Origin of the sequence: Pseudorhizobium xiangyangii (assembly GCF_020531965.1) — a bacterium.
GTDB lineage: Bacteria > Pseudomonadota > Alphaproteobacteria > Rhizobiales > Rhizobiaceae > Neorhizobium > Neorhizobium xiangyangii.
In genome coordinates, this window is sequence record NZ_JAJAWH010000007.1 from 83,525 (window position 1) to 101,660 (window position 18,136).

Sequence of the window (18,136 nt, forward strand, 5' to 3'; positions counted from 1 at the left end):
ATGAGCGCAGACACCAACTCCAAACGCCGTCTGCGATCGCAGGACTGGTTCGACAACCCCGACCACATCGACATGACTGCGCTCTATCTCGAGCGGTTCATGAACTACGGTGTGACGCCGGAGGAATTGCGCTCCGGCAAGCCGATCATCGGCATTGCCCAGAGCGGAAGCGACCTTACTCCCTGCAATCGCGTTCATGTGGAACTCGTCAAGCGCGTTCGCGATGGCATCCGCGACGCCGGTGGCATCCCCATCGAATTCCCCACCCACCCGATCTTCGAAAACTGCAAGCGTCCGACAGCAGCGCTCGACCGCAACCTTGCCTATCTCAGCCTCGTCGAAATCCTGTACGGCTATCCGCTCGACGGTGTGGTCCTGACCACCGGCTGCGACAAGACCACGCCTTCAGCGCTGATGGCCGCCTCCACAGTCGATATTCCGGCCATTGTGCTTTCAGGCGGTCCGATGCTGGACGGCTGGCACGAAGGCGACCTGGTCGGATCGGGAACTGTGATCTGGCGGATGCGCCGCAAGTTCGCGGCCGGCGAAATTGACCGCGAAGAGTTTCTACAGGCCGCGCTTGATTCCGCTCCCTCCGTCGGCCACTGCAACACGATGGGCACCGCCTCGACGATGAACGCCCTGGCCGAAGCATTGGGCATGTCGCTCACCGGCTGCGGCGCTATCCCGGCAGCATATCGCGAACGAGGGCAGATGGCCTACCGCACCGGTCGTCGGGCAGTAGAACTCGTCTGGGAAGACCTGAAACCCTCCGACATCCTGACGCGCGAAGCTTTCCTCAATGCCGTCAGGGTCAACTCGGCCATCGGCGGATCGACGAATGCACAGCCGCATCTGGCGGCTATGGCCAAGCATGCCGGCGTCGAGCTCTATCCGGACGACTGGCAGGTCCATGGCTTCGACATTCCGCTGCTCGCCAACGTACAGCCTGCGGGCGAGTATCTCGGCGAACGCTATCACCGGGCCGGTGGCACGCCCGCAATCATGTGGGAACTGCTGCAAGTTGGGAAGCTCGACGGGAACTGTCGCACGGTCACCGGCAAGAGCATGACCGAAAACCTCGAAGGCCGAGAAGCCAGCGACCGCGAGGTCATTCTTCCCTTTAACCGACCGCTGAAGGAAAAGGCCGGCTTTGCCGTCCTGAAAGGCAATCTCTTCGACTTTGCCATCATGAAGACAAGCGTCATCTCCGAAGGCTTCCGGGAGCGCTATCTTCAGGAACCTGGCCGGGAAAACGTTTTCGAGGGCAAGGCTGTGGTGTTCGATGGTTCGGAAGACTATCACCATCGCATCAACGACCCGGCGCTCGACATCGATGAAAACACCATCCTGGTGATCCGTGGCGCTGGCCCGCTTGGTTGGCCGGGTTCTGCGGAAGTCGTGAACATGCAACCGCCGGATCACCTTATCAAGAAGGGTATCACCAGCCTTCCAACGATTGGTGACGGCCGACAGTCCGGTACCGCAGACAGTCCATCCATTCTCAATGCCTCACCGGAAAGTGCGGCGGGCGGCGGACTTGCATGGATCAGAACCGGCGATATCGTCCGCATCGACCTCAACCAGGGGCGCTGCGACATGTTGGTGGAGCCTGCAGAGATCGAGAAGCGAAAGGCTGACGGCATTCCGGCCGTGCCGGCCGACGCAACGCCCTGGCAGCGCATCTATCGCAAGTCGGTGACCCAGCTTTCAGATGGTGCGGTGCTGGAAGGTGCCGCTGACTTCCGTCAGATCGCCGCCAAGATGCCACCGCGTCACAATCACTGAACTTGATTGCCGAACAGGTGCGGCAGATCAACGGCTGAACAGGATCTTTACATAGGTCCGATAGGCCAGGATCTGCCGCTCCAGCTGGCTGGGGTCCTTCAATGCCTTGGCCATGATGATGGCGCCGTCAAACGTGCAGGATAGCATGGCCGCGACGTCGTACAGATGGACCGGCTCGCGCGGGGGATACATGGCCGCGATCTCGGTCAGGTGGCCCAGGAAGCGTTCGTTCCACCGCCGCACCGAGTTGGTGTTCAGTGCGTGAACCTCGGAATCGAAAAGTCGTTCCTGATAGCAGATGGAAGCGATGAGGCAGCCCGGATGGCCGCCCGGCAGATCGCGTGTCAGCTCGGCCAGAAGCTTCAGGCCCAGCAGAAAGGCCTGCAGCGGATCGTCGGTGAGCTCTTTGGCGCGCCCAAAGATGTCATCGAAGATTTCGTCGTTCTCGGCGACGTAGCGGCGCAACATCTCCCGCGCCAGTTCATTCTTGTCCCTGAAATGATAGAAGAAGCCACTTTTCGTGATCCCGGCTTCAGCGATCACCTCCTCGATCGAGGTCGCCGCAAAACCTTTCTCAAGCACGGATGCCTGGGCAATCTCCATGATCCGCTCGCGCGTCGCTGCACCTTTCGGGCGTTTTCGCGCAGCCGGCAACTGGACCTCGGGTACAGTTGCGAACTGCCCTGCCTGATCATCGCTTGACACTTCCGTCGTCGCCTGCACGCCAACCTCCGGAAAATGCTTTACTTTTCCGCGAGCGGCGAAAGCTCTACCACAAGCTCGCTAGATCATATGCCCGATCTTCTGGGAAAAGTGTGCTGTCGATCAGCACGCAATGCCGCCAGCATCTGGCGATATTATCACAGGAGGAACCCATGACCAAACACACGGCACGCCTACTGCATTTAACCGATCAGACCTTCCTTACCGACGGTGGACTTGAGACTACGCTGGTCTTTCACCGCGGCCTTGACCTGCCCTTCTTTGCATCCTTTCCGCTGCTTGATGACGAGCGCGGCCGGAAGGAACTGACGGAGTACTATGAGACCTATCTGGCGATCGCGCGCGAAAGAGGGCTGGGCTTCATCCTCGATACGCCGACCTGGAGGGCCAGTGCCGATTGGGGGCCAAAACTTGGCTACGATCTCGCGGCGCTTCTCGATCTGAACAAGCGCTCGATTGCCTATCTCGCTGAGTTGCGCTCGGTATGGGAGCAGCCCGGCCAATCCATCATCCTGAATGGCGCGATCGGGCCAAGGGGGGATGGCTACAAGGCCGGACACATGAACGCCGACGAGGCGGAGGATTACCATGCATTTCAGATCGGTGCCTTCGCCCAAACGGAAGCCGACATGGTCACTGCCTTCACGATGAACAATGTCGAAGAGGCCATCGGCATTGCCCGCGCGGCCAAGGCAGCAAGTGTTCCATGCGTGATATCGTTCACCGTCGAAACCGACGGCAGGCTTGCAAGTGGAGCATCGCTGCAAGACGCGATAGAAGGAACGGATGCGGCGACAGGAGCAAGCCCGATCTACTACATGATCAACTGCGCACACCCCTCACATTTTGACGGCGCATTATCGCGCGGCGAGAAATGGGTGAGCCGCATCGGCGGAATCCGCGCCAATGCATCGACCAAAAGCCATGCGGAATTGGACGAGTCGAGCGAACTGGATATTGGTGACCCGATCGATCTTGCCCGGCGGTACGACGGGCTCCGCGGTACCTATCCATCGATGCGGGTGATCGGAGGCTGCTGCGGAACCGACCACCGGCATCTTCTGGCAATCTGCGCTGCTTGCCTTCCTTTGGCTGCAGCGGAGTAAGACCCTTCCGGGGAATTTACGTCCCCGGAAGATCGTCCTTTAGATAACGGCGCTCATACCGCCGTCGACATAGATGATCTGGCCGTTCACATAGGCGGACGCGTCAGACGAGAGGAAGACGGCAGCCCCAACCAGTTCTTCCGGCTTGCCCCAACGGCGCGAAGGCGTGCGACCCTTCACCCAGCTGTCAAACTCCGGATTGTCGATCAAAGCCTGATTCATGTCCGTCAACATGTAGCCGGGACCGATGGCATTCGCCTGGATCCCGTGTTCGGCCCACTCCGCCGCCATAGCCTGCGTCAGCGTCTTGATACCCCCCTTTGCGGCCGTATACGGCGCAACCGTCGCGCGCCCGAGACCACTCATCAGGGAGCCTATATTGATAACCTTGCCGCGCTTGCGAGGAAGCATCCGCTTGGCGGCCTCGCGCGATACGAGAAAGGCGCTGGTAAGGTTGGTATCGATGACGCGATGCCAGTTGGCGCTGTCCAGTTCGACGATCGGCTTGCGATACTGGATTCCTGCGTTGTTGACGAGGATGTCGATCTCCACGCCGTCAGAATCGAAGGACTCGAAAGCCGCGACAACAGCTGCTTCATCCGTAACGTCGAAAGCGGCACCCGTCACGGAAAAGCCTTTGGCCTGAAGCGCGGCGACGCTCTCTTGCAGCCGGTCTGAATTGACGCCATTAAGAATGAGTGAGGCACCGGCCTCGGCAAGGCCGGTTGCGATGGCGAGGCCCAGGCCACGCGAGGAGCCGGTAACGAGCGCCGAGCGGCCTTTCAGACTGAATAGCGGATTGGACAAATCATTCTCCTGAAGATGCTAATGCTGGGATCAGGCATACGTGCCGGACTTGGCCGCTGTCCAGCCCTTCGGGAGCGTTTTAGAGCTTGCAACGGTTCGCCCGCGATCCACCCAGGTCGCCAAGCAAAATGGGCGGCGCCGGATGTCGGCGCCGCCCATTTCTGTTCACGTATTTTCGATCAGGCAGCGGCCGAAACGAAGCCTGCGGTCGGCACTTCCGAAATCGTCGTCAGGACCTGCGAAGCGATCTGATAAGGGCAACCCTGCGAGTTCGGGCGACGGTCTTCGAGATAGCCCTTGTAGCCGTTGTTGACGAAGGAGTGCGGAACGCGGATCGACGCGCCACGGTCTGCAACGCCGTAGGAGAATTCGTTCCACGGAGCCGTTTCGTGCTTGCCGGTCAAGCGCATATGGTTGTCCGGGCCGTAAACAGCGATGTGATCGTCGATGTTCTTCTTGAACTGTTCCATGAGTGCTTCGAAGTAGGCCTTTCCGCCAATTTCGCGCATGAACTTGGTCGAGAAGTTGCAATGCATGCCCGAGCCGTTCCAATCCGTGTCGCCGAGCGGCTTGCAGTGGAACTCGATGTCGATGCCGTACTTTTCGCAGAGGCGCACGAGCAGGTAGCGCGCGATCCAGATCTGGTCGGCAGCCCTCTTGGAGCCCTTGCCGAAGATCTGGAATTCCCACTGGCCCTTGGCCACTTCGGCATTGATGCCTTCATGGTTGATACCGGCAGCCAGGCAGAGGTCGAGGTGTTCCTCGACGATCTCGCGAGCGATCGAACCGACATTCTTGTAGCCAACGCCAGTGTAGTACGGACCCTGCGGAGCGGGATAGCCCGTTTCCGGGAAGCCGAGCGGGCGGCCGTTCTCGTAGAAGAAGTACTCCTGCTCGAAGCCGAACCATGCATCTTCGTCGTCGAGGATGGTTGCACGGCTGTTGGAAGCGTGCGGCGTGACACCATCGGGCATCATGACTTCGCACATGACGAGCGCACCATTGGTGCGAGCCGGATCAGGGTAGATGGCGACCGGCTTCAGCACGCAATCGGAGCTGCGGCCTTCAGCCTGCATCGTCGAGGAGCCGTCAAAACCCCAGAGCGGGAGCTGGTCCAGTGTCGGGAACGCGTCGAACTCCTTGACCTGCGTCTTGCCGCGCAGATTCGGAACCGGGGTATAGCCGTCAAGCCAAATGTACTCGAGCTTGTATTTCGTCATGGGACTCTCTCTTCGATGATGTCGTCGCGATGGTTCACACCGCCCGGCTCTAAGGCGCCTCATGCACCCGTCGCCGGTGGATAGACAAGTGAATGCATCTTCCGTGCCAGATTGACGTGCAAAGCGGCGACGCGCGAAAAAATGCGGCATTTCAGCAAGTGCGCAGGTCCCGCAACACGGACTCTCGAGGGATCCGGCTGAATCTGCCAATGAGTCACGTACAGACTGGCGAGCCCGATGTGGAACCCCGTGAGGCGACTGACGTTTCGTTGAGATCAATCAAGGACCGATGACCGAAGAGTCGGCATCCTGTGATCAATATGGATGCAACTGCGCAAAAACTGTGCTAATTCTCTATTCCGAATACGCTACAAGGAAGACAGTCATGACTCCGAGTACCGAGCGTGTATCAGCCAAGATCTATCAGTTCCCCGTAAAGACGGTGCGGTCCGGTATGCCGCAAACTTCGCCCACGGATTCGGCCCGCTTTTCAGATCTTGCCTACGATTCCTGCTGGTACCATGAAGAAGCCGTCCGCGACGCCGAGAAGCGCCCCCAGGACTAGCTGTTTCTTTGATCCAATTCCCGCGGCGTGAGGTACTGCTCATCCGAGACGTGCTCCAGCCAATCAGCGGCTCGACCCTCTTCGGCTTCCTGGATGGCAATATGCGTCATGCCGCTTTCCGGTCTGGCGCCATGCCAATGCTTCTCTCCGGGAGCGAACCACACCACATCGCCCGTTCGAATTTCGAGGACAGGCCCGCCCCAACTCTGAGCCAGCCCAGCCCCTTCGGTCACAATCAGCGTCTGCCCTAGCGGATGCGTATGCCATGCCGTTCGTGCGCCAGGATCAAATGTCACTGCAGCAATCCGGACGCGCGCCGGTGCCGGCGGCTCAAGGATCGGATCCAGCCGCACGGCGCCGGTGAAATAGTCTGGTGAAGGCGTAGATGAGGGTCGTGAACCGTTTCGCTTGATATCCATGGGAAAGTCCCTCCTGAAATTCTTCGCCGTAGAATAGAGCGGGAAGCGCGGATAACCAGTAATGCCCGCCCACCAGAACACACACAAAATGTGCCAACGCGAACGACGTACAAGCTTTGGCTCGCTTGCTGATCGCTATCGAGAGGCGTCCACCGCCAGCCAATCCCGCAGGCTGGCGATGACGGCCAGGCGAAGGCTGGCTCCCTTGGCCAGCGCACGGGTGAGAACCGGCCCCTCGCCATCGAAGCCAAGTTCGGTCATCACCGTGTCGGGCCGGATATTGCGCCGAACCATGATTTGCTCAATCCGCACCACCGTAGCTGGAAGCAGGTACCGTCCGTTGGCGATCAGCCGATCATCGGACTGGTTCGTCGCGTCCGCGTCCTGCCGCTTGATCCCAAGACCGGCGAGAAACTCGGCGCGTTCAGCTATTGAGGCTTTCTGCCACGCCTTGTTCAGCTTCTTGAGTGGGTCGCGCTTTACCTTCGGGGTCTGCACCTCGTCGAGCAAGGGCGGAGCCGTTCGCCGGGTCGCGTCATCCTTGCTTTTTTTCGACATCTCGCCCTTCACGTCCGGCATCACCCGGCGGCCTGAGAGCCGACGGCAAGTGAAGCCAGACGCTACTAACAGCCGGCTTCCGGAGCCGCAACCACCTGCACCTGATCCGCCGTAAGCCAGGGACTATACGATCCCGCCGGAGCCGCCTTTCACCGCCGGCCGCTCGGCCGCAACCTTGGCGCGATAGCCACTGGCCCTGAAAGCCGCGATCGGATCGATGGCACCACCGGTACGTCGGCGCGCTTCGGCCAGGATCGGCTCCACATCGGTGCGATAGGCGCGCTTCAGCGTTTCCGTCGCCATCAGCGCGTCATTGCCATCCTGATGACCTTCAAGCGCCTTGCGATCGACCAACAGCGCCTGCGTATAGGCGCGCCGAATCTCATTGGCGCTCGAGATCAGGCTTTCGATCGGGTCCGTGATGTTGTGGCTCTGGTCGATCATATGGGCCGGGTGGAAGCCTTTAACGCCGCGGTGCTCCGCATCCACCAGCTCGTTGAACACGAGGAAGAGGCGGTAGGGTTCAATCGCGCCGGCATCGAGATCGTCGTCACCGTATTTCGAATCGTTGAAGTGAAAACCGCCGAGCTTGCCGAACTGGATGAGGCGGGCGACGATCATCTCGATATTGGTGTTCGGCGCGTGATGGCCGAGATCCACGAGGCAGAAGGCCTTTGGGCCTAGCGTGTTGGCGATCAGGTAGTTCGTGCCCCAGTCCTGCACCACCGTCGAATAGAAGGCCGGCTCATACATCTTGTGTTCGGAAAACAGCCGCCAGTCGTCCGGCAGCGCCTTGTAGATGTCGGCCATCGCGCCGAGATAGCGCTCAAACTGGCGCGTGAAGCTGCTCTGGCCGGGAAAGTTGGAGCCGTCGCCAATCCAAACCGTCAGCGCCTTGGAGCCGATCGCATTGCCAATCTCGATACACCCGAGATTGTGTTCGATGGCTTGTTGGCGCGTAGCCGCATCCACATGGCTGAGGGAGCCATATTTGTAGGAGTGCATCTGATCCGGCCGATCGGAGAATGTATTGGAGTTTATGGCGTCGAAGCCCAACCCCAAAGACGCCGCTTTCGCATTCAGTTCCTTGGGGTCCGCCTTATCCCAGGGAATGTGCAGCGACACGGTGGGGGTTGCCCTCGCCAACTGCTGGATGACCGCGCAGTCGTCCAATTTATCGAAGATATTGCGCGGCTCACCCTGACCGGGGAAACGGGCGAAGCGCGTGCCGCCCGTACCGACACCCCAGGAGGGAACGGCAACAAAGAAATCCGCCACCTTGGCGGTGATCGCGTCGATATCAATACCACGACGCGACAGGACCTCACCTAGCGCCGCATAGTCGGATGTCAGCGCCGATGCGCGCTTGTCATTATCGGCGGCGATCATATCTGCCGCAATCTTCAACTCAGCCATTGTTCCTCCTCCCTCGACCGGTTTCAGCGCGTAAAGCTCTGGGCGTTGCCGGCGTCGACATTGATGATGTTGCCCGTCGACTTGGCCGACGCATCGGAGGCGAGGAAGTAGATCGCCTCCGCAATGTCTTCCGGAAAGACATTGAGCTTTAACATCGATCGCTTGCGGTAATGCTCTTCGAGTTCATCCACCTCAATTTTGGAGGAGGACGCACGCTGTTCACGCCACTCGCCGCTCCAGATCTTCGAGCCGCGAAGCACCGCATCGGGATTGACCGTGTTGACGCGAATGCCTGCTTCGGCGCCTTCGAGCGCCAGGCAGCGTGCAAGATGGATCTCGGCGGCCTTGGCAGTGCAGTAGGCCGACGCATTGGGAGAGGAGGCAAGCCCGTTCTTCGATGCAACGAAGACGACGTTGCCGCCTAGCTTCTGGCGACGGAACAGGCGGAACGCTTCACGGGATACGAGGAAATAGCCGGTGGCGAGAATGTCGATATTCTTGTTCCACATGGCAAGCGTCGTGTCTTCCACCGGGGCGGAAGAGGCTATGCCGGCGTTGGAAACGAGGAGATCGATCCCACCTAATTCGACGCAGGCGGCCGCGAAAGCCTCGACAACGGCACTTTCCTTCGTAACGTCTAGCGTGACGGCACGAACGGCATCATTTCCGAAGGATTTTTCAAAGCCCGCCTTGGTTTCCTCAAGCGTCGCAGCATCGATATCGGCGAGCACCACGCACGCACCTTCAGCCATCAGACGCTCCGCCGTCGCCCGGCCGATGCCGCCGGCACCGCCGGTAACGAAGGCGACCCGTCCGGCAAGGCTCTTCGGCTTCGGCATGCGCTGAAGTTTCGCTTCTTCCAGGAGCCAGTATTCGATATCGAAGGCCTCCTGCTCAGGCAGACCCTGATATTCGGAAACCGTGGAAGCGCCGCGCATGACATTGATGGCGTTGACGTAAAATTCTCCGGCAATGCGGGCCGTCGCCTTGTCCTTGGCAAAGGAGAGCATGCCGACCCCCGGCACCAGGAAGATCACCGGATTGGGGTCGCGCATCTTCGGCGAATTGTCGTGCTTGCAGGTCTCGTAATAGCGGCTGTAATCAGCGCGGTACTCTTCGAGAGCTTTGTCGAGGCCCGCAATCACGGCATCGACATCCGGCTTTGCCGGATTGAAATCGAGGATCAGCGGGCGGATCTTGGTACGCAGGAAGTGATCCGGGCAGCTTGTACCGAGCGCGCCGAGCGGTTTCAGATCCGTAGAATTGACGAATTCGAGCACGGCACCCTGATCATCGAAATGACCAAGCTTGCGTTCCATCTTGCCGATGCATCCGCGGATTTCAGGCATCAACCTGGCAGCGATAGCGCGACGCTCCTCGGCGTCTAGACTTTGGAAAACCGCGCCTCCGAAGATTGCTTTGCCGTCCGTCATCCTGGCGAACCACTCGATCGCCTTGTTGATGATCTCGAGCGTCAGGAGATAGCAATCCCTGGCATCGTTCGCCCAGGTGAAAAGACCATGGCTCTCCAGCACGACGCCCTTGGCATCCGGGTTCGCCTTGACGAAAGCTTCGAGATCGAGGCCGAGCTGGAAGCCGGGGCGGCGCCACGGCAGCCAGCCGATTTCGTCGCCGAAGATCTGCTGAGTCAATTCCCTGGAGTTCTTCGCTGCGGCAATTGCGATGATCGCATCCGGATGCATGTGATCCACATGCGTGAAGGGCACTAAACCATGCAGTGGTGTGTCGATCGAGGCGGCGCGTGGGTTGAGGTTGAACGTGCAATGCGGCAGGAAGCCGACCATGCGATCCTCATCCTGGACACCCTTGTAGATGCCCTTCAGTGCCTCCAGCTTCTCTTGATAAAGGGTCGCAAAACCGTCGAGCTTGATGGTGCCGACATCGCCGCCCGAGCCCTTCACCCAAAGTACCTTCACGAGCTCTCCCGTGAGCGGATCCGTTTCCATGACCTTGGCGGACGTATTGCCGCCGCCATAGTTGGTGATGCGCTTGTCGGCACCCAACAGATTGGAGCGATAAAGCAGCTTGCCGGGCTCATCGAGCTTGGCGGCGTACGCTTGATCCCAACGGCTTTCGAGAAGGCGAGGTGTGCCCGACATCGATGATCCTCCCATGATCGTAGCGCGGATGGCGGCATCCCGCGTCTTCGCCGTCGTTATTCCGCATCGTTTTGGTCGTTGTCAATCAAAAACAATCATAAATGATCGTATTGCGGTGCAGCATTATCGAATTTGACTGTTCATGATTGACACGGTTTGCGCATTACGCCTAGATAGCCTCAGGAGGACCCATGCACGAACGTGAACGCCATCGCATCATCTTGAGCGCCATCCAGGAGAAACCTGTGGTGACCGTGCAGGATATTGCCGAGCTGACCGAGGCTTCTGAAGCCACGATCCGCCGGGACATTGCGGCGCTTCATGTGCAGGGCAAGCTGCGGCGCGTGCGTGGCGGAGCGGAGGCAGTGCATCCCCCGCAACTCGCCAATCTGGCTGCACGCCCGTTTCGCGTTTCGGAATCGGTCAACATCGACAAGAAACGCGCAATCGCGCGTGCAGCACTCGAACTCTGCGAGGAAGGCGATTCCATCATCATCAACGGCGGCACCACGACATTCCAGATGGTGCACTACATGTCCGCGCGCCGCCTGCAGGTTATGACCAATTCTTTCGCGATCGCCGAGCATCTGGTGAAGCACTCCAAATGCACCGTGACGGTTCCCGGCGGTGCCATCTATCGCGACCAGAGCTTGATCCTGTCGCCCTTCGAGAACGACGCGATCCGAAATTTCTATGCACGGCGCATGTTCATTGGCGCACAGGGCATTTCGGCGCTTGGGGTCATGGAGCCCGACGCCCTGGTGATCCAGAGCGAACAGCGGCTCATGCGCCAGGCCGAGGAACTGGTGGTGATGGTGGACTCCAGCAAATTCAGCAGGCGCTCCAGCATGATTCTATGTCCGCTGGACAATGTTTCGACAATAATCACCGATGACGGGGTGCCGGACGACGCTGCCGCCATGGTGGAAGCCGCCGGGATCAGGCTGGTCACGGTCAGGCCGGCTATGTCGGTCGAGAAGCAGGATACCCCTTCGGTCGCGTGAGGAGACGACCGACCGAAGAGGGGGAGTTTAACAGTCTTATTTGGGAGGATGAGAACATGAAATTTTCGAGAAGACAGTTCGGTGCAGCAACACTGGCGCTGGCCGCTTCCGTGTCCATGGCGGGCATGGCGTCAGCCGCCGACATGAAGATCGCACTCGTCGTAAAGTCACTCGGCAACGGCTTCTTCGAAGCGGCCAACAGGGGTGCGCAGGAAGCAGCAAAGGAACTGGGCGGCGTCGAGATCATCTATACTGGCCCGACGACCACGACGGCCGAGGGCCAGATCGAGGTGATCAATTCGCTGATCGCCCAGGGCGTGGACGCCATCGCAGTCTCGGCAAACGATCCGGATGCGGTCGTCCCGGCGTTGAAGAAGGCGATGCAGCGCGGCATCAAGGTCATCTCCTGGGATTCTGGCGTAGCCCCAGAAGGTCGCATCATGCACCTCAACCCGTCGTCCAATGAGCTGATCGGCAAGATGTGCCTGCAGCTTGCCGCCAACCATCTCGAAGGTGGAAAGGGCGATTTTGCCATCCTGTCGGCAACGACGACCTCGACGAACCAGAACATCTGGATCGAAGAAATGAAGAAGCAGCTCAAGGACTTCCCCGGGCTTAACCTCGTCACCACCGTCTATGGCGACGACCTTGCCGACAAGTCCTACCGCGAGGCGCAGGGCCTTCTGACGTCGCAGCCGAATGTGAAGGTCATCGTCGCGCCGACTACTGTTGGCGTGCTTGCCGCATCCCAGGCCGTCAAGGACGCTGGAAAGATCGGTGAAGTCTACGTAACCGGTCTCGGCCTGCCGTCCGAAATGGCTGGCGCAATCAAATCCGGTGCGACGAAGGAATTCGCCATCTGGAACCCGGTCGATCTCGGCTATTCCGCCGCCCAGATCGCCTATCGCCTTGCAAAGGGCGAAAGCGACGGCGCTCCGGGCTCGGAAGTCGAAGCGGGCCGCATGGGCAAGATCAAGATCGGCGACAACGGCGAAGCCGCCATGGCCGACCCCTTCGTCTACAACGAATCCAACATCGACGAATTCTCGAAGATCTTCTGATCATCGACATCGCTCGAATGCCCGGCGGCTCAGGTCGCCGGGCGAGATTCTCCGTTTGGTGATTGATGATGGCTATGCAGGCTTCCAAGATCGACGTTGATGTCGTGCCGGACGTAAAGCCGATCCTCGAAATGCGCGGCATTTCGCAGATCTTTCCCGGCGTGAAGGCGCTCGATCAGGTATCCGTTGCATTGTTCCCGGGCCAGGTCACGGCATTGATCGGAGAAAACGGCGCCGGCAAGTCCACCCTGGTCAAGATCCTCACCGGCATCTACCAGCCGAACGACGGCGAAATCCTGATCGACGGCGAGGCCATCAGCTTCTCAAGCGCTCAATCTGCCATCGACGCCGGCGTTACCGCCATCCATCAGGAAACGGTGCTGTTCGACGAACTGACGGTCGGCGAGAACATTTTTCTTGGACATGCGCCGCGGACCCGCTTCGGAACGATAGACTGGCGGACGATCCATGCGCGGTCTCGCGAACTGCTGGAACAGCTGGAAAGCCAGATCGACCCGACGATCCGCCTGAAGGATCTGTCGATCGCCCAGCGCCACCTTGTGGCGATCGCCCGCGCACTTTCGGTCGAGGCGCGCATCGTCATCATGGACGAACCGACGGCGGCACTTTCCCGCAAGGAGATCGACGATCTGTTTCGGATCGTCGAGGGACTGAAGCGTCAGGGTAAGGCTATCCTTTTCATCAGCCACAAGTTCGACGAGCTTTACGAGATCGCAGAGAACTTCGTTGTCTTCCGGGACGGACGGGCTGTCGGGGAAGGCCGCTTGAAAGAAACGCCGCAGGCAGAAATCGTGCGGCTGATGGTTGGCCGCGACATCGAGGACGTGTTTCCAAAGACAAAAGTCGAAATCGGCCCGGTTGTGTTCTCCGTCGACGGCTACAGCCACCCCACGGAATTCCACGATATTTCCTTCGAGCTTCGCCGCGGCGAAATCCTCGGAGTTTACGGCCTGATCGGGGCGGGTCGCTCCGAACTCTGCCAATCATTGTTCGGCATCACGAGGCCGTCCACGGGACGCATATCTCTGGAAGGCCAGCCGCTGAGTTTCCGTTCCTCGGGGGACGCGATCGCGGCAGGGGTCGTGTACGTACCGGAAGAGCGGGGGCGTCATGGTCTGGCATTACCCATGCCGATCTTCCAGAACATGTCGCTGCCATCGCTTGGCAAGACATCGCGAGCCGGCTTCCTCAAGGCTGCCAATGAACTTGCACTGGCAAGAAAATATGCCGAGCGGCTGGATCTGCGCGCAGCGGCATTTTCGGTTCCTGTCGGCACCCTGTCCGGCGGCAATCAGCAGAAGGTCGTCATCGGCAAGTGGCTGGCCACCAGGCCGAAGGTCATCATTCTCGATGAGCCGACCAAGGGCATCGACATCGGCTCCAAGGCCGCCGTGCACGGGTTCATCAGCGAACTAGCCTCCCAGGGCCTGTCCATCATCATGGTCTCGTCCGAACTGCCGGAGATACTCGGCATGTCCGACCGAGTGATGGTGATGCGCGAGGGGTTGCAGGCGGGCATTTTCGATCGCTCAGAAGCAACCGCCGAAGTGCTGGTTCGCGCCGCCACCGGGAACGCTTGAGGATATCGTATGAAGCAGCTCCTGAAGAATCGCGAACTTCTACTCACCGGCATCATCATCCTGATGATCGCGGGGTTCTCGACGCGTGCCGCCGGCTTCGCCGCGCCGAACAATCTCGTCAACATCTTCAACGATACTTCGATCCTCATCATTCTGGCCCTTGCACAGATGACAGTGATCCTGACGAAGTCGATCGATCTGTCGGTGGCGGCCAATCTGGCCTTCACTGGCATGGCAGTGGCGATGACCAATGCGGCTTATCCCGATCTACCGCTCGCGGTGCTGATACTGATGGCGGTCAGTATCGGCGCCTTCCTCGGCAGCATCAACGGCTTTCTCGTCTGGATACTGCAGATCCCGCCCATCGTCGTGACGCTCGGCACCCTCACCATCTACCGCGGCATGGCCTTCGTCCTCTCCGGCGGCGGCTGGGTGAACGCCCACCAGATGACGCCGACCTTCCTGAACGTGCCGCGCACGCTACTCCTCGGTCTGCCGGTGCTTTCCTGGGTAGCCATCAGCGTCGTACTTATGATGTGGTTCGTGCTGTCACGCACGCCGTTCGGGCGCTCGGCCTACGCGTCCGGGGGCAATCCGACCGCTGCTGTCTACGCCGGGATTGATATCGGCCGTGCACGCTTCTTTGCCTTCGTACTATCAGGCGCCATGGCCGGCCTGTGCGGCTATCTCTGGGTATCCCGTTACGCAGTGGCCTACGTCGATATCGCCAACGGGTTTGAACTGGACAGCGTAGCGGCCTGTGTGATCGGCGGCATTTCCATTGCCGGCGGCATAGGCTCCGTGGCTGGCGCCGTGCTCGGCGCCCTGTTCCTCGGCGTCATCAAGAACGCATTGCCGGTGATCGGCATCTCCCCGTTCGCGCAGATGGCGATCTCCGGTGTCGTTATCGTGTTGGCCGTTGTCTTCAACGCACGTGCAGAACGCAAGAAGGGCCGCATCATCCTGCGCAATCGTGGAGCCTCGGAGGTAAAAGCATGACCGATGTCTCCCATACCACCACACAGCGCCGTGCGATTCCTGATCAACTGGGGACTTCGCTATCGCGAGTGCTCACCAGCTGGGAAGTTCTGCTGCTGGGCGTGGCGGTGGCGATATTCATCGCCAATTCCTTCGCTTCGCCCTACTTCCTGAACGCGTGGAACCTCTCGGACGCCACGTTCAACTTCACGGAAAAGGCGATGATCGCCTTCGCCATGGCGATGCTGATCATCGCCGGTGAAATCGATCTCTCCGTGGCTGCGATCATCGCGCTCGCGTCCACGGCCATGGGAGCTGCCGCGGCTGCCGGCGTGGATACGCCGGGCCTGGTAGCGATCGGAACCGGCACCGGGCTTGCCTGTGGCGCATTCAACGGCCTTCTGGTTTCGGCTCTGCGCCTGCCATCCATCGTCGTTACAATCGGCACGATGAGCCTCTTCCGCGGCATTTCCTATATCGTGCTCGGCGACAAAGCCTATGGCGGCTATCCCGACAGCTTTGCCTATTTCGGCCAGGGCTATCTCTTCTGGGTTTTCTCGTTCGAGTTTGGGCTGTTTCTCCTGTTTGCGGCCTTGTTCGCCATACTTCTGCACGCCACGAATTTTGGCCGACGGGTTTTCGTTATCGGTAACAACGAGTTCGCCGCCCGCTTCTCCGGCATCCCAGTAGAACGAGTGAAATTCATCCTTTTCCTGCTGACAGGCCTGATGAGCGGCATCGCTGCCGTCTGCCTCACCTCGCGGCTCGGCTCCACGCGCCCCTCTATCGCCCAAGGCTGGGAGCTGGAAATCGTCACCATGGTCGTGCTCGGTGGCGTTTCCATCCTCGGCGGCGCAGGAACAATCGCCGGCGTAGTTATCGCCGCATTCGTCATGGGTCTTGTAACCTTCGGTCTCGGACTCCTGAACGTGCCGGGCATCGTGATGTCGATCTTCGTCGGCCTTCTTCTCATCGTGACGATCGCGCTGCCCATCCTCGCCCGTCGCATCCGCGAGGCGAGCCGCTCATGACACTGGAAAAACACGCCTTCAAGATGAGACTCAATGCCGGCATGGAGGCCGAGTACCGAAAGCGGCATGACGAGATCTGGCCGGAGCTTCAGGCTCTGCTGCGTGACGCGGGCGTCACCGACTACTCGATCCATCTCGACCGCGAAACGAACACTCTCTTCGGTGTGCTGACCCGGCCAACTGATCATGGCATGGCGGAACTGCCCGACCACCCGGTGATGAAGCGCTGGTGGGCGCATATGGCCGACATCATGGAGACGAACCCGGACAATTCGCCTGTCTCCAAAGATCTCGAGACGGTCTTCCACCTGCCATGAGAAAACCCAGACGGATCGCTGTTCTCGACATCGGCAAGACGAATGCCAAAGTTGTAATCGTCGACTGCGACAACGGCGAGGAGGTGGCGGGAAAGCGCCGGTCGAACGAAGTGCTCCGAGGACCTCCCTATCCGCACTATGACATAGACAGCCTCTGGACATTTATCTGCGAGGCGCTGGCGACATTTGCCGAGCAGCCCGGCTATGACGCCATATCGATCACTGCGCATGGAGCCTCCGCCGCGCTCGTTGATGCACAAGGATCTCTCGCGCTCCCCGTGCTTGATTATGAACATCGCTACACCGAGGAGATCGAGCGAGCCTATGCTGACCTCCGCCCGCCTTTCGCGGAAACATTCTCGCCCTCTCTGGCAGGCGGATTGAACCTGGGCGCCCAACTCTACTACCAGAAGACCGTCTACCCGGACGATTTCGCCCGCACTCGCGCCATCGTCACCTACCCGCAGTACTGGGCTTTCCGTCTCTGCGGGGTGATCGCCAACGAGGTAACCTCGCTTGGCTGCCATACGGATCTCTGGAGACCGCGAGAAGGATGCTACTCCTCTCTCATCGGAAAGCTGGGCATCAACGAGTTGATGCCTCCCGTCCGCTCTGCCTTCGATACCCTTGGCGAGACTAAGGCAGAGGTCACCACCATCCTTGGCCTTCCCAAGCCCGTTCCGGTCTTCTGCGGCATTCATGATTCCAACGCATCGCTTTTGCCCCATCTCGTTGGGCATGAACCTCCCTTCTCGGTCGTTTCAACCGGCACTTGGGTCATATGTTTCGCAGTCGGCGGCAATTTCGAAAAGTTGGATCCCGCCCGCGATTGCCTTGCCAATGTCGATGCCTTCGGCCGCGCGGTCCCATCGAGCCGCTTCATGGGTGGCCGTGAGTTCGAAATGCTGACCGCGGAACTAGGCCCCTTCGATCCGCAGGCGGCACTTGCAGCCATACCGGACGTCATCACAAGGAAGATGATGCTACTGCCGAATTTGGCAGATGGAACGGGACCTTTCCCCGGGCACCGGCACCAGTGGGTCAATAGCGCAGCCGCCTCCGCTCACGAGCGATGGGCCGCCGCCTGCCTCTATCTTTCCCTGATGTCGGGCACGTGTCTGGAGCTGATTGGCGCCCGCGGGCCTGTTCTTGTCGAAGGACCCTTCGCAGCCAACCCGGCCTACTTGTCGCTCCTGCGGTCAATTGTCGGGCGGGATATTTTTGCAGTGGCCAGCACGACAGGAACGACGCAGGGCGCCGCCCTTCTCGCGGGCGTCAATACCGCGCGCAGCGAACACGCCGCGATGCCCCTGCCAGACGGGCGGGACATCGAAAGCTATCGCGATGACTGGTTGCATCGAGCAAAAGGCTCCTCAATTTGATTTGAAGTGCGCAAGCAGCCGGGATCGCCCTACATTGTCA

At 59.8% G+C, this 18,136-nt stretch carries 17 protein-coding genes; 10 read left to right on the forward strand and 7 right to left on the reverse strand.

What is annotated here, in order from left to right; all coding sequences use genetic code 11:
* Complete coding sequence (locus tag LH464_RS07840) at positions 1-1,788, forward strand: IlvD/Edd family dehydratase (protein ID WP_226785823.1); 1,788 nt, start codon at positions 1-3, stop codon at positions 1,786-1,788.
* A gap of 27 nt (positions 1,789-1,815) precedes the next feature.
* Here LH464_RS07840 and LH464_RS07845 read toward each other — a convergent pair whose 3' ends face one another.
* Positions 1,816-2,391, reverse strand: coding sequence for a TetR/AcrR family transcriptional regulator (locus tag LH464_RS07845; protein ID WP_226785944.1), 576 nt, complete (start codon positions 2,389-2,391; stop codon positions 1,816-1,818).
* A gap of 272 nt (positions 2,392-2,663) precedes the next feature.
* Here LH464_RS07845 and LH464_RS07850 point away from each other — a divergent pair, with 272 nt between their 5' ends.
* Positions 2,664-3,617, forward strand: a complete 954-nt coding sequence (locus LH464_RS07850; RefSeq protein WP_226785824.1) for a homocysteine S-methyltransferase family protein — start codon at positions 2,664-2,666, stop codon at positions 3,615-3,617.
* Positions 3,618-3,656: 39 nt separating this feature from the next.
* Here LH464_RS07850 and LH464_RS07855 read toward each other — a convergent pair whose 3' ends face one another.
* Both LH464_RS07855 and LH464_RS07860 read right to left on the reverse strand, forming a co-directional pair.
* Positions 3,657-4,424, reverse strand: a complete 768-nt coding sequence (locus LH464_RS07855) for an SDR family oxidoreductase (protein WP_226785825.1) — start codon at positions 4,422-4,424, stop codon at positions 3,657-3,659.
* Between the two features lie 179 nt (positions 4,425-4,603).
* Positions 4,604-5,644, reverse strand: a complete 1,041-nt coding sequence (locus LH464_RS07860) for a glutamine synthetase beta-grasp domain-containing protein (RefSeq protein WP_226785826.1) — start codon at positions 5,642-5,644, stop codon at positions 4,604-4,606.
* A gap of 385 nt (positions 5,645-6,029) precedes the next feature.
* On the opposite strand from LH464_RS07860, the gene LH464_RS07865 reads away from it, so the two are divergent.
* On the forward strand, positions 6,030-6,209 hold the full coding sequence (locus LH464_RS07865) for a DUF2735 domain-containing protein (RefSeq protein ID WP_226785827.1): 180 nt from the start codon (positions 6,030-6,032) through the stop codon (positions 6,207-6,209).
* On the opposite strand, the gene LH464_RS07870 is transcribed toward LH464_RS07865, so the two are convergent.
* From LH464_RS07870 to LH464_RS07885, 4 genes are all read right to left on the reverse strand, one after another.
* The gene (locus LH464_RS07870) at positions 6,206-6,628 is read right to left on the reverse strand and encodes a (R)-mandelonitrile lyase (protein WP_226785828.1); all 423 of its coding nucleotides are present in this window, start codon (positions 6,626-6,628) and stop codon (positions 6,206-6,208) included. The two genes, LH464_RS07865 and LH464_RS07870, sit on opposite strands and share 4 nt — an antisense overlap.
* A gap of 135 nt (positions 6,629-6,763) precedes the next feature.
* Positions 6,764-7,186: a hypothetical protein gene (locus LH464_RS07875; RefSeq protein ID WP_226785829.1), complete on the reverse strand. Its 423-nt coding sequence runs from the start codon at positions 7,184-7,186 to the stop codon at positions 6,764-6,766.
* A gap of 123 nt (positions 7,187-7,309) precedes the next feature.
* Entirely contained in the window at positions 7,310-8,602 is a 1,293-nt protein-coding gene (gene rhaI, locus LH464_RS07880; RefSeq protein WP_226785830.1) for an L-rhamnose catabolism isomerase, read from the reverse strand.
* Positions 8,603-8,625: 23 nt separating this feature from the next.
* Positions 8,626-10,722, reverse strand: coding sequence for a bifunctional rhamnulose-1-phosphate aldolase/short-chain dehydrogenase (locus tag LH464_RS07885; protein WP_226785831.1), 2,097 nt, complete (start codon positions 10,720-10,722; stop codon positions 8,626-8,628).
* A gap of 191 nt (positions 10,723-10,913) precedes the next feature.
* On the opposite strand from LH464_RS07885, the gene LH464_RS07890 reads away from it, so the two are divergent.
* The 7 genes from LH464_RS07890 to LH464_RS07920 all read left to right on the forward strand — a co-directional run bounded on the left by LH464_RS07890 (position 10,914) and on the right by LH464_RS07920 (position 18,096).
* The gene (locus tag LH464_RS07890) at positions 10,914-11,726 is read left to right on the forward strand and encodes a DeoR/GlpR family DNA-binding transcription regulator (RefSeq protein WP_226785832.1); all 813 of its coding nucleotides are present in this window, start codon (positions 10,914-10,916) and stop codon (positions 11,724-11,726) included.
* A 56-nt stretch (positions 11,727-11,782) separates the two neighbouring features.
* The gene (gene rhaS, locus LH464_RS07895; protein ID WP_226785833.1) at positions 11,783-12,787 is read left to right on the forward strand and encodes a rhamnose ABC transporter substrate-binding protein; all 1,005 of its coding nucleotides are present in this window, start codon (positions 11,783-11,785) and stop codon (positions 12,785-12,787) included.
* 65 nt (positions 12,788-12,852) lie between these two features.
* Complete coding sequence (locus tag LH464_RS07900) at positions 12,853-14,388, forward strand: sugar ABC transporter ATP-binding protein (protein ID WP_226785834.1); 1,536 nt, start codon at positions 12,853-12,855, stop codon at positions 14,386-14,388.
* 9 nt (positions 14,389-14,397) lie between these two features.
* A complete protein-coding gene (locus tag LH464_RS07905) occupies positions 14,398-15,387 on the forward strand; it encodes an ABC transporter permease (protein WP_226785835.1) in 990 nt (329 codons plus the stop codon).
* Positions 15,384-16,397 (forward strand): ABC transporter permease, encoded by a 1,014-nt coding sequence (locus tag LH464_RS07910; protein WP_226785836.1) that lies wholly within the window; start codon positions 15,384-15,386, stop codon positions 16,395-16,397. The genes LH464_RS07905 and LH464_RS07910 overlap by 4 nt, the downstream gene beginning before the upstream one ends.
* Positions 16,394-16,714 (forward strand): L-rhamnose mutarotase, encoded by a 321-nt coding sequence (rhaM, locus tag LH464_RS07915; RefSeq protein ID WP_226785837.1) that lies wholly within the window; start codon positions 16,394-16,396, stop codon positions 16,712-16,714. The genes LH464_RS07910 and rhaM overlap by 4 nt, the downstream gene beginning before the upstream one ends.
* Complete coding sequence (locus LH464_RS07920) at positions 16,711-18,096, forward strand: FGGY-family carbohydrate kinase (RefSeq protein WP_226785838.1); 1,386 nt, start codon at positions 16,711-16,713, stop codon at positions 18,094-18,096. The genes rhaM and LH464_RS07920 overlap by 4 nt, the downstream gene beginning before the upstream one ends.
* Positions 18,097-18,136 lie beyond the last annotated feature (40 nt).

Coding starts and splice junctions, on each gene's coding strand:
- rhaM (WP_226785837.1), top strand. CDS start 16,394: ATGACACTGGAAAAACACGCCTTCAAGATGAGACTCAATGCCGGCATG.
- LH464_RS07875 (WP_226785829.1), bottom strand. CDS start 7,186: ATGTCGAAAAAAAGCAAGGATGACGCGACCCGGCGAACGGCTCCGCCC.
- LH464_RS07920 (WP_226785838.1), top strand. CDS start 16,711: ATGAGAAAACCCAGACGGATCGCTGTTCTCGACATCGGCAAGACGAAT.
- LH464_RS07845 (WP_226785944.1), bottom strand. CDS start 2,391: ATGGAGATTGCCCAGGCATCCGTGCTTGAGAAAGGTTTTGCGGCGACC.
- rhaS (WP_226785833.1), top strand. CDS start 11,783: ATGAAATTTTCGAGAAGACAGTTCGGTGCAGCAACACTGGCGCTGGCC.
- LH464_RS07905 (WP_226785835.1), top strand. CDS start 14,398: ATGAAGCAGCTCCTGAAGAATCGCGAACTTCTACTCACCGGCATCATC.
- LH464_RS07840 (WP_226785823.1), top strand. CDS start 1: ATGAGCGCAGACACCAACTCCAAACGCCGTCTGCGATCGCAGGACTGG.
- LH464_RS07870 (WP_226785828.1), bottom strand. CDS start 6,628: ATGGATATCAAGCGAAACGGTTCACGACCCTCATCTACGCCTTCACCA.
- LH464_RS07900 (WP_226785834.1), top strand. CDS start 12,853: ATGATGGCTATGCAGGCTTCCAAGATCGACGTTGATGTCGTGCCGGAC.
- LH464_RS07860 (WP_226785826.1), bottom strand. CDS start 5,644: ATGACGAAATACAAGCTCGAGTACATTTGGCTTGACGGCTATACCCCG.
- LH464_RS07910 (WP_226785836.1), top strand. CDS start 15,384: ATGACCGATGTCTCCCATACCACCACACAGCGCCGTGCGATTCCTGAT.
- LH464_RS07885 (WP_226785831.1), bottom strand. CDS start 10,722: ATGTCGGGCACACCTCGCCTTCTCGAAAGCCGTTGGGATCAAGCGTAC.
- LH464_RS07865 (WP_226785827.1), top strand. CDS start 6,030: ATGACTCCGAGTACCGAGCGTGTATCAGCCAAGATCTATCAGTTCCCC.
- LH464_RS07890 (WP_226785832.1), top strand. CDS start 10,914: ATGCACGAACGTGAACGCCATCGCATCATCTTGAGCGCCATCCAGGAG.
- LH464_RS07850 (WP_226785824.1), top strand. CDS start 2,664: ATGACCAAACACACGGCACGCCTACTGCATTTAACCGATCAGACCTTC.
- rhaI (WP_226785830.1), bottom strand. CDS start 8,602: ATGGCTGAGTTGAAGATTGCGGCAGATATGATCGCCGCCGATAATGAC.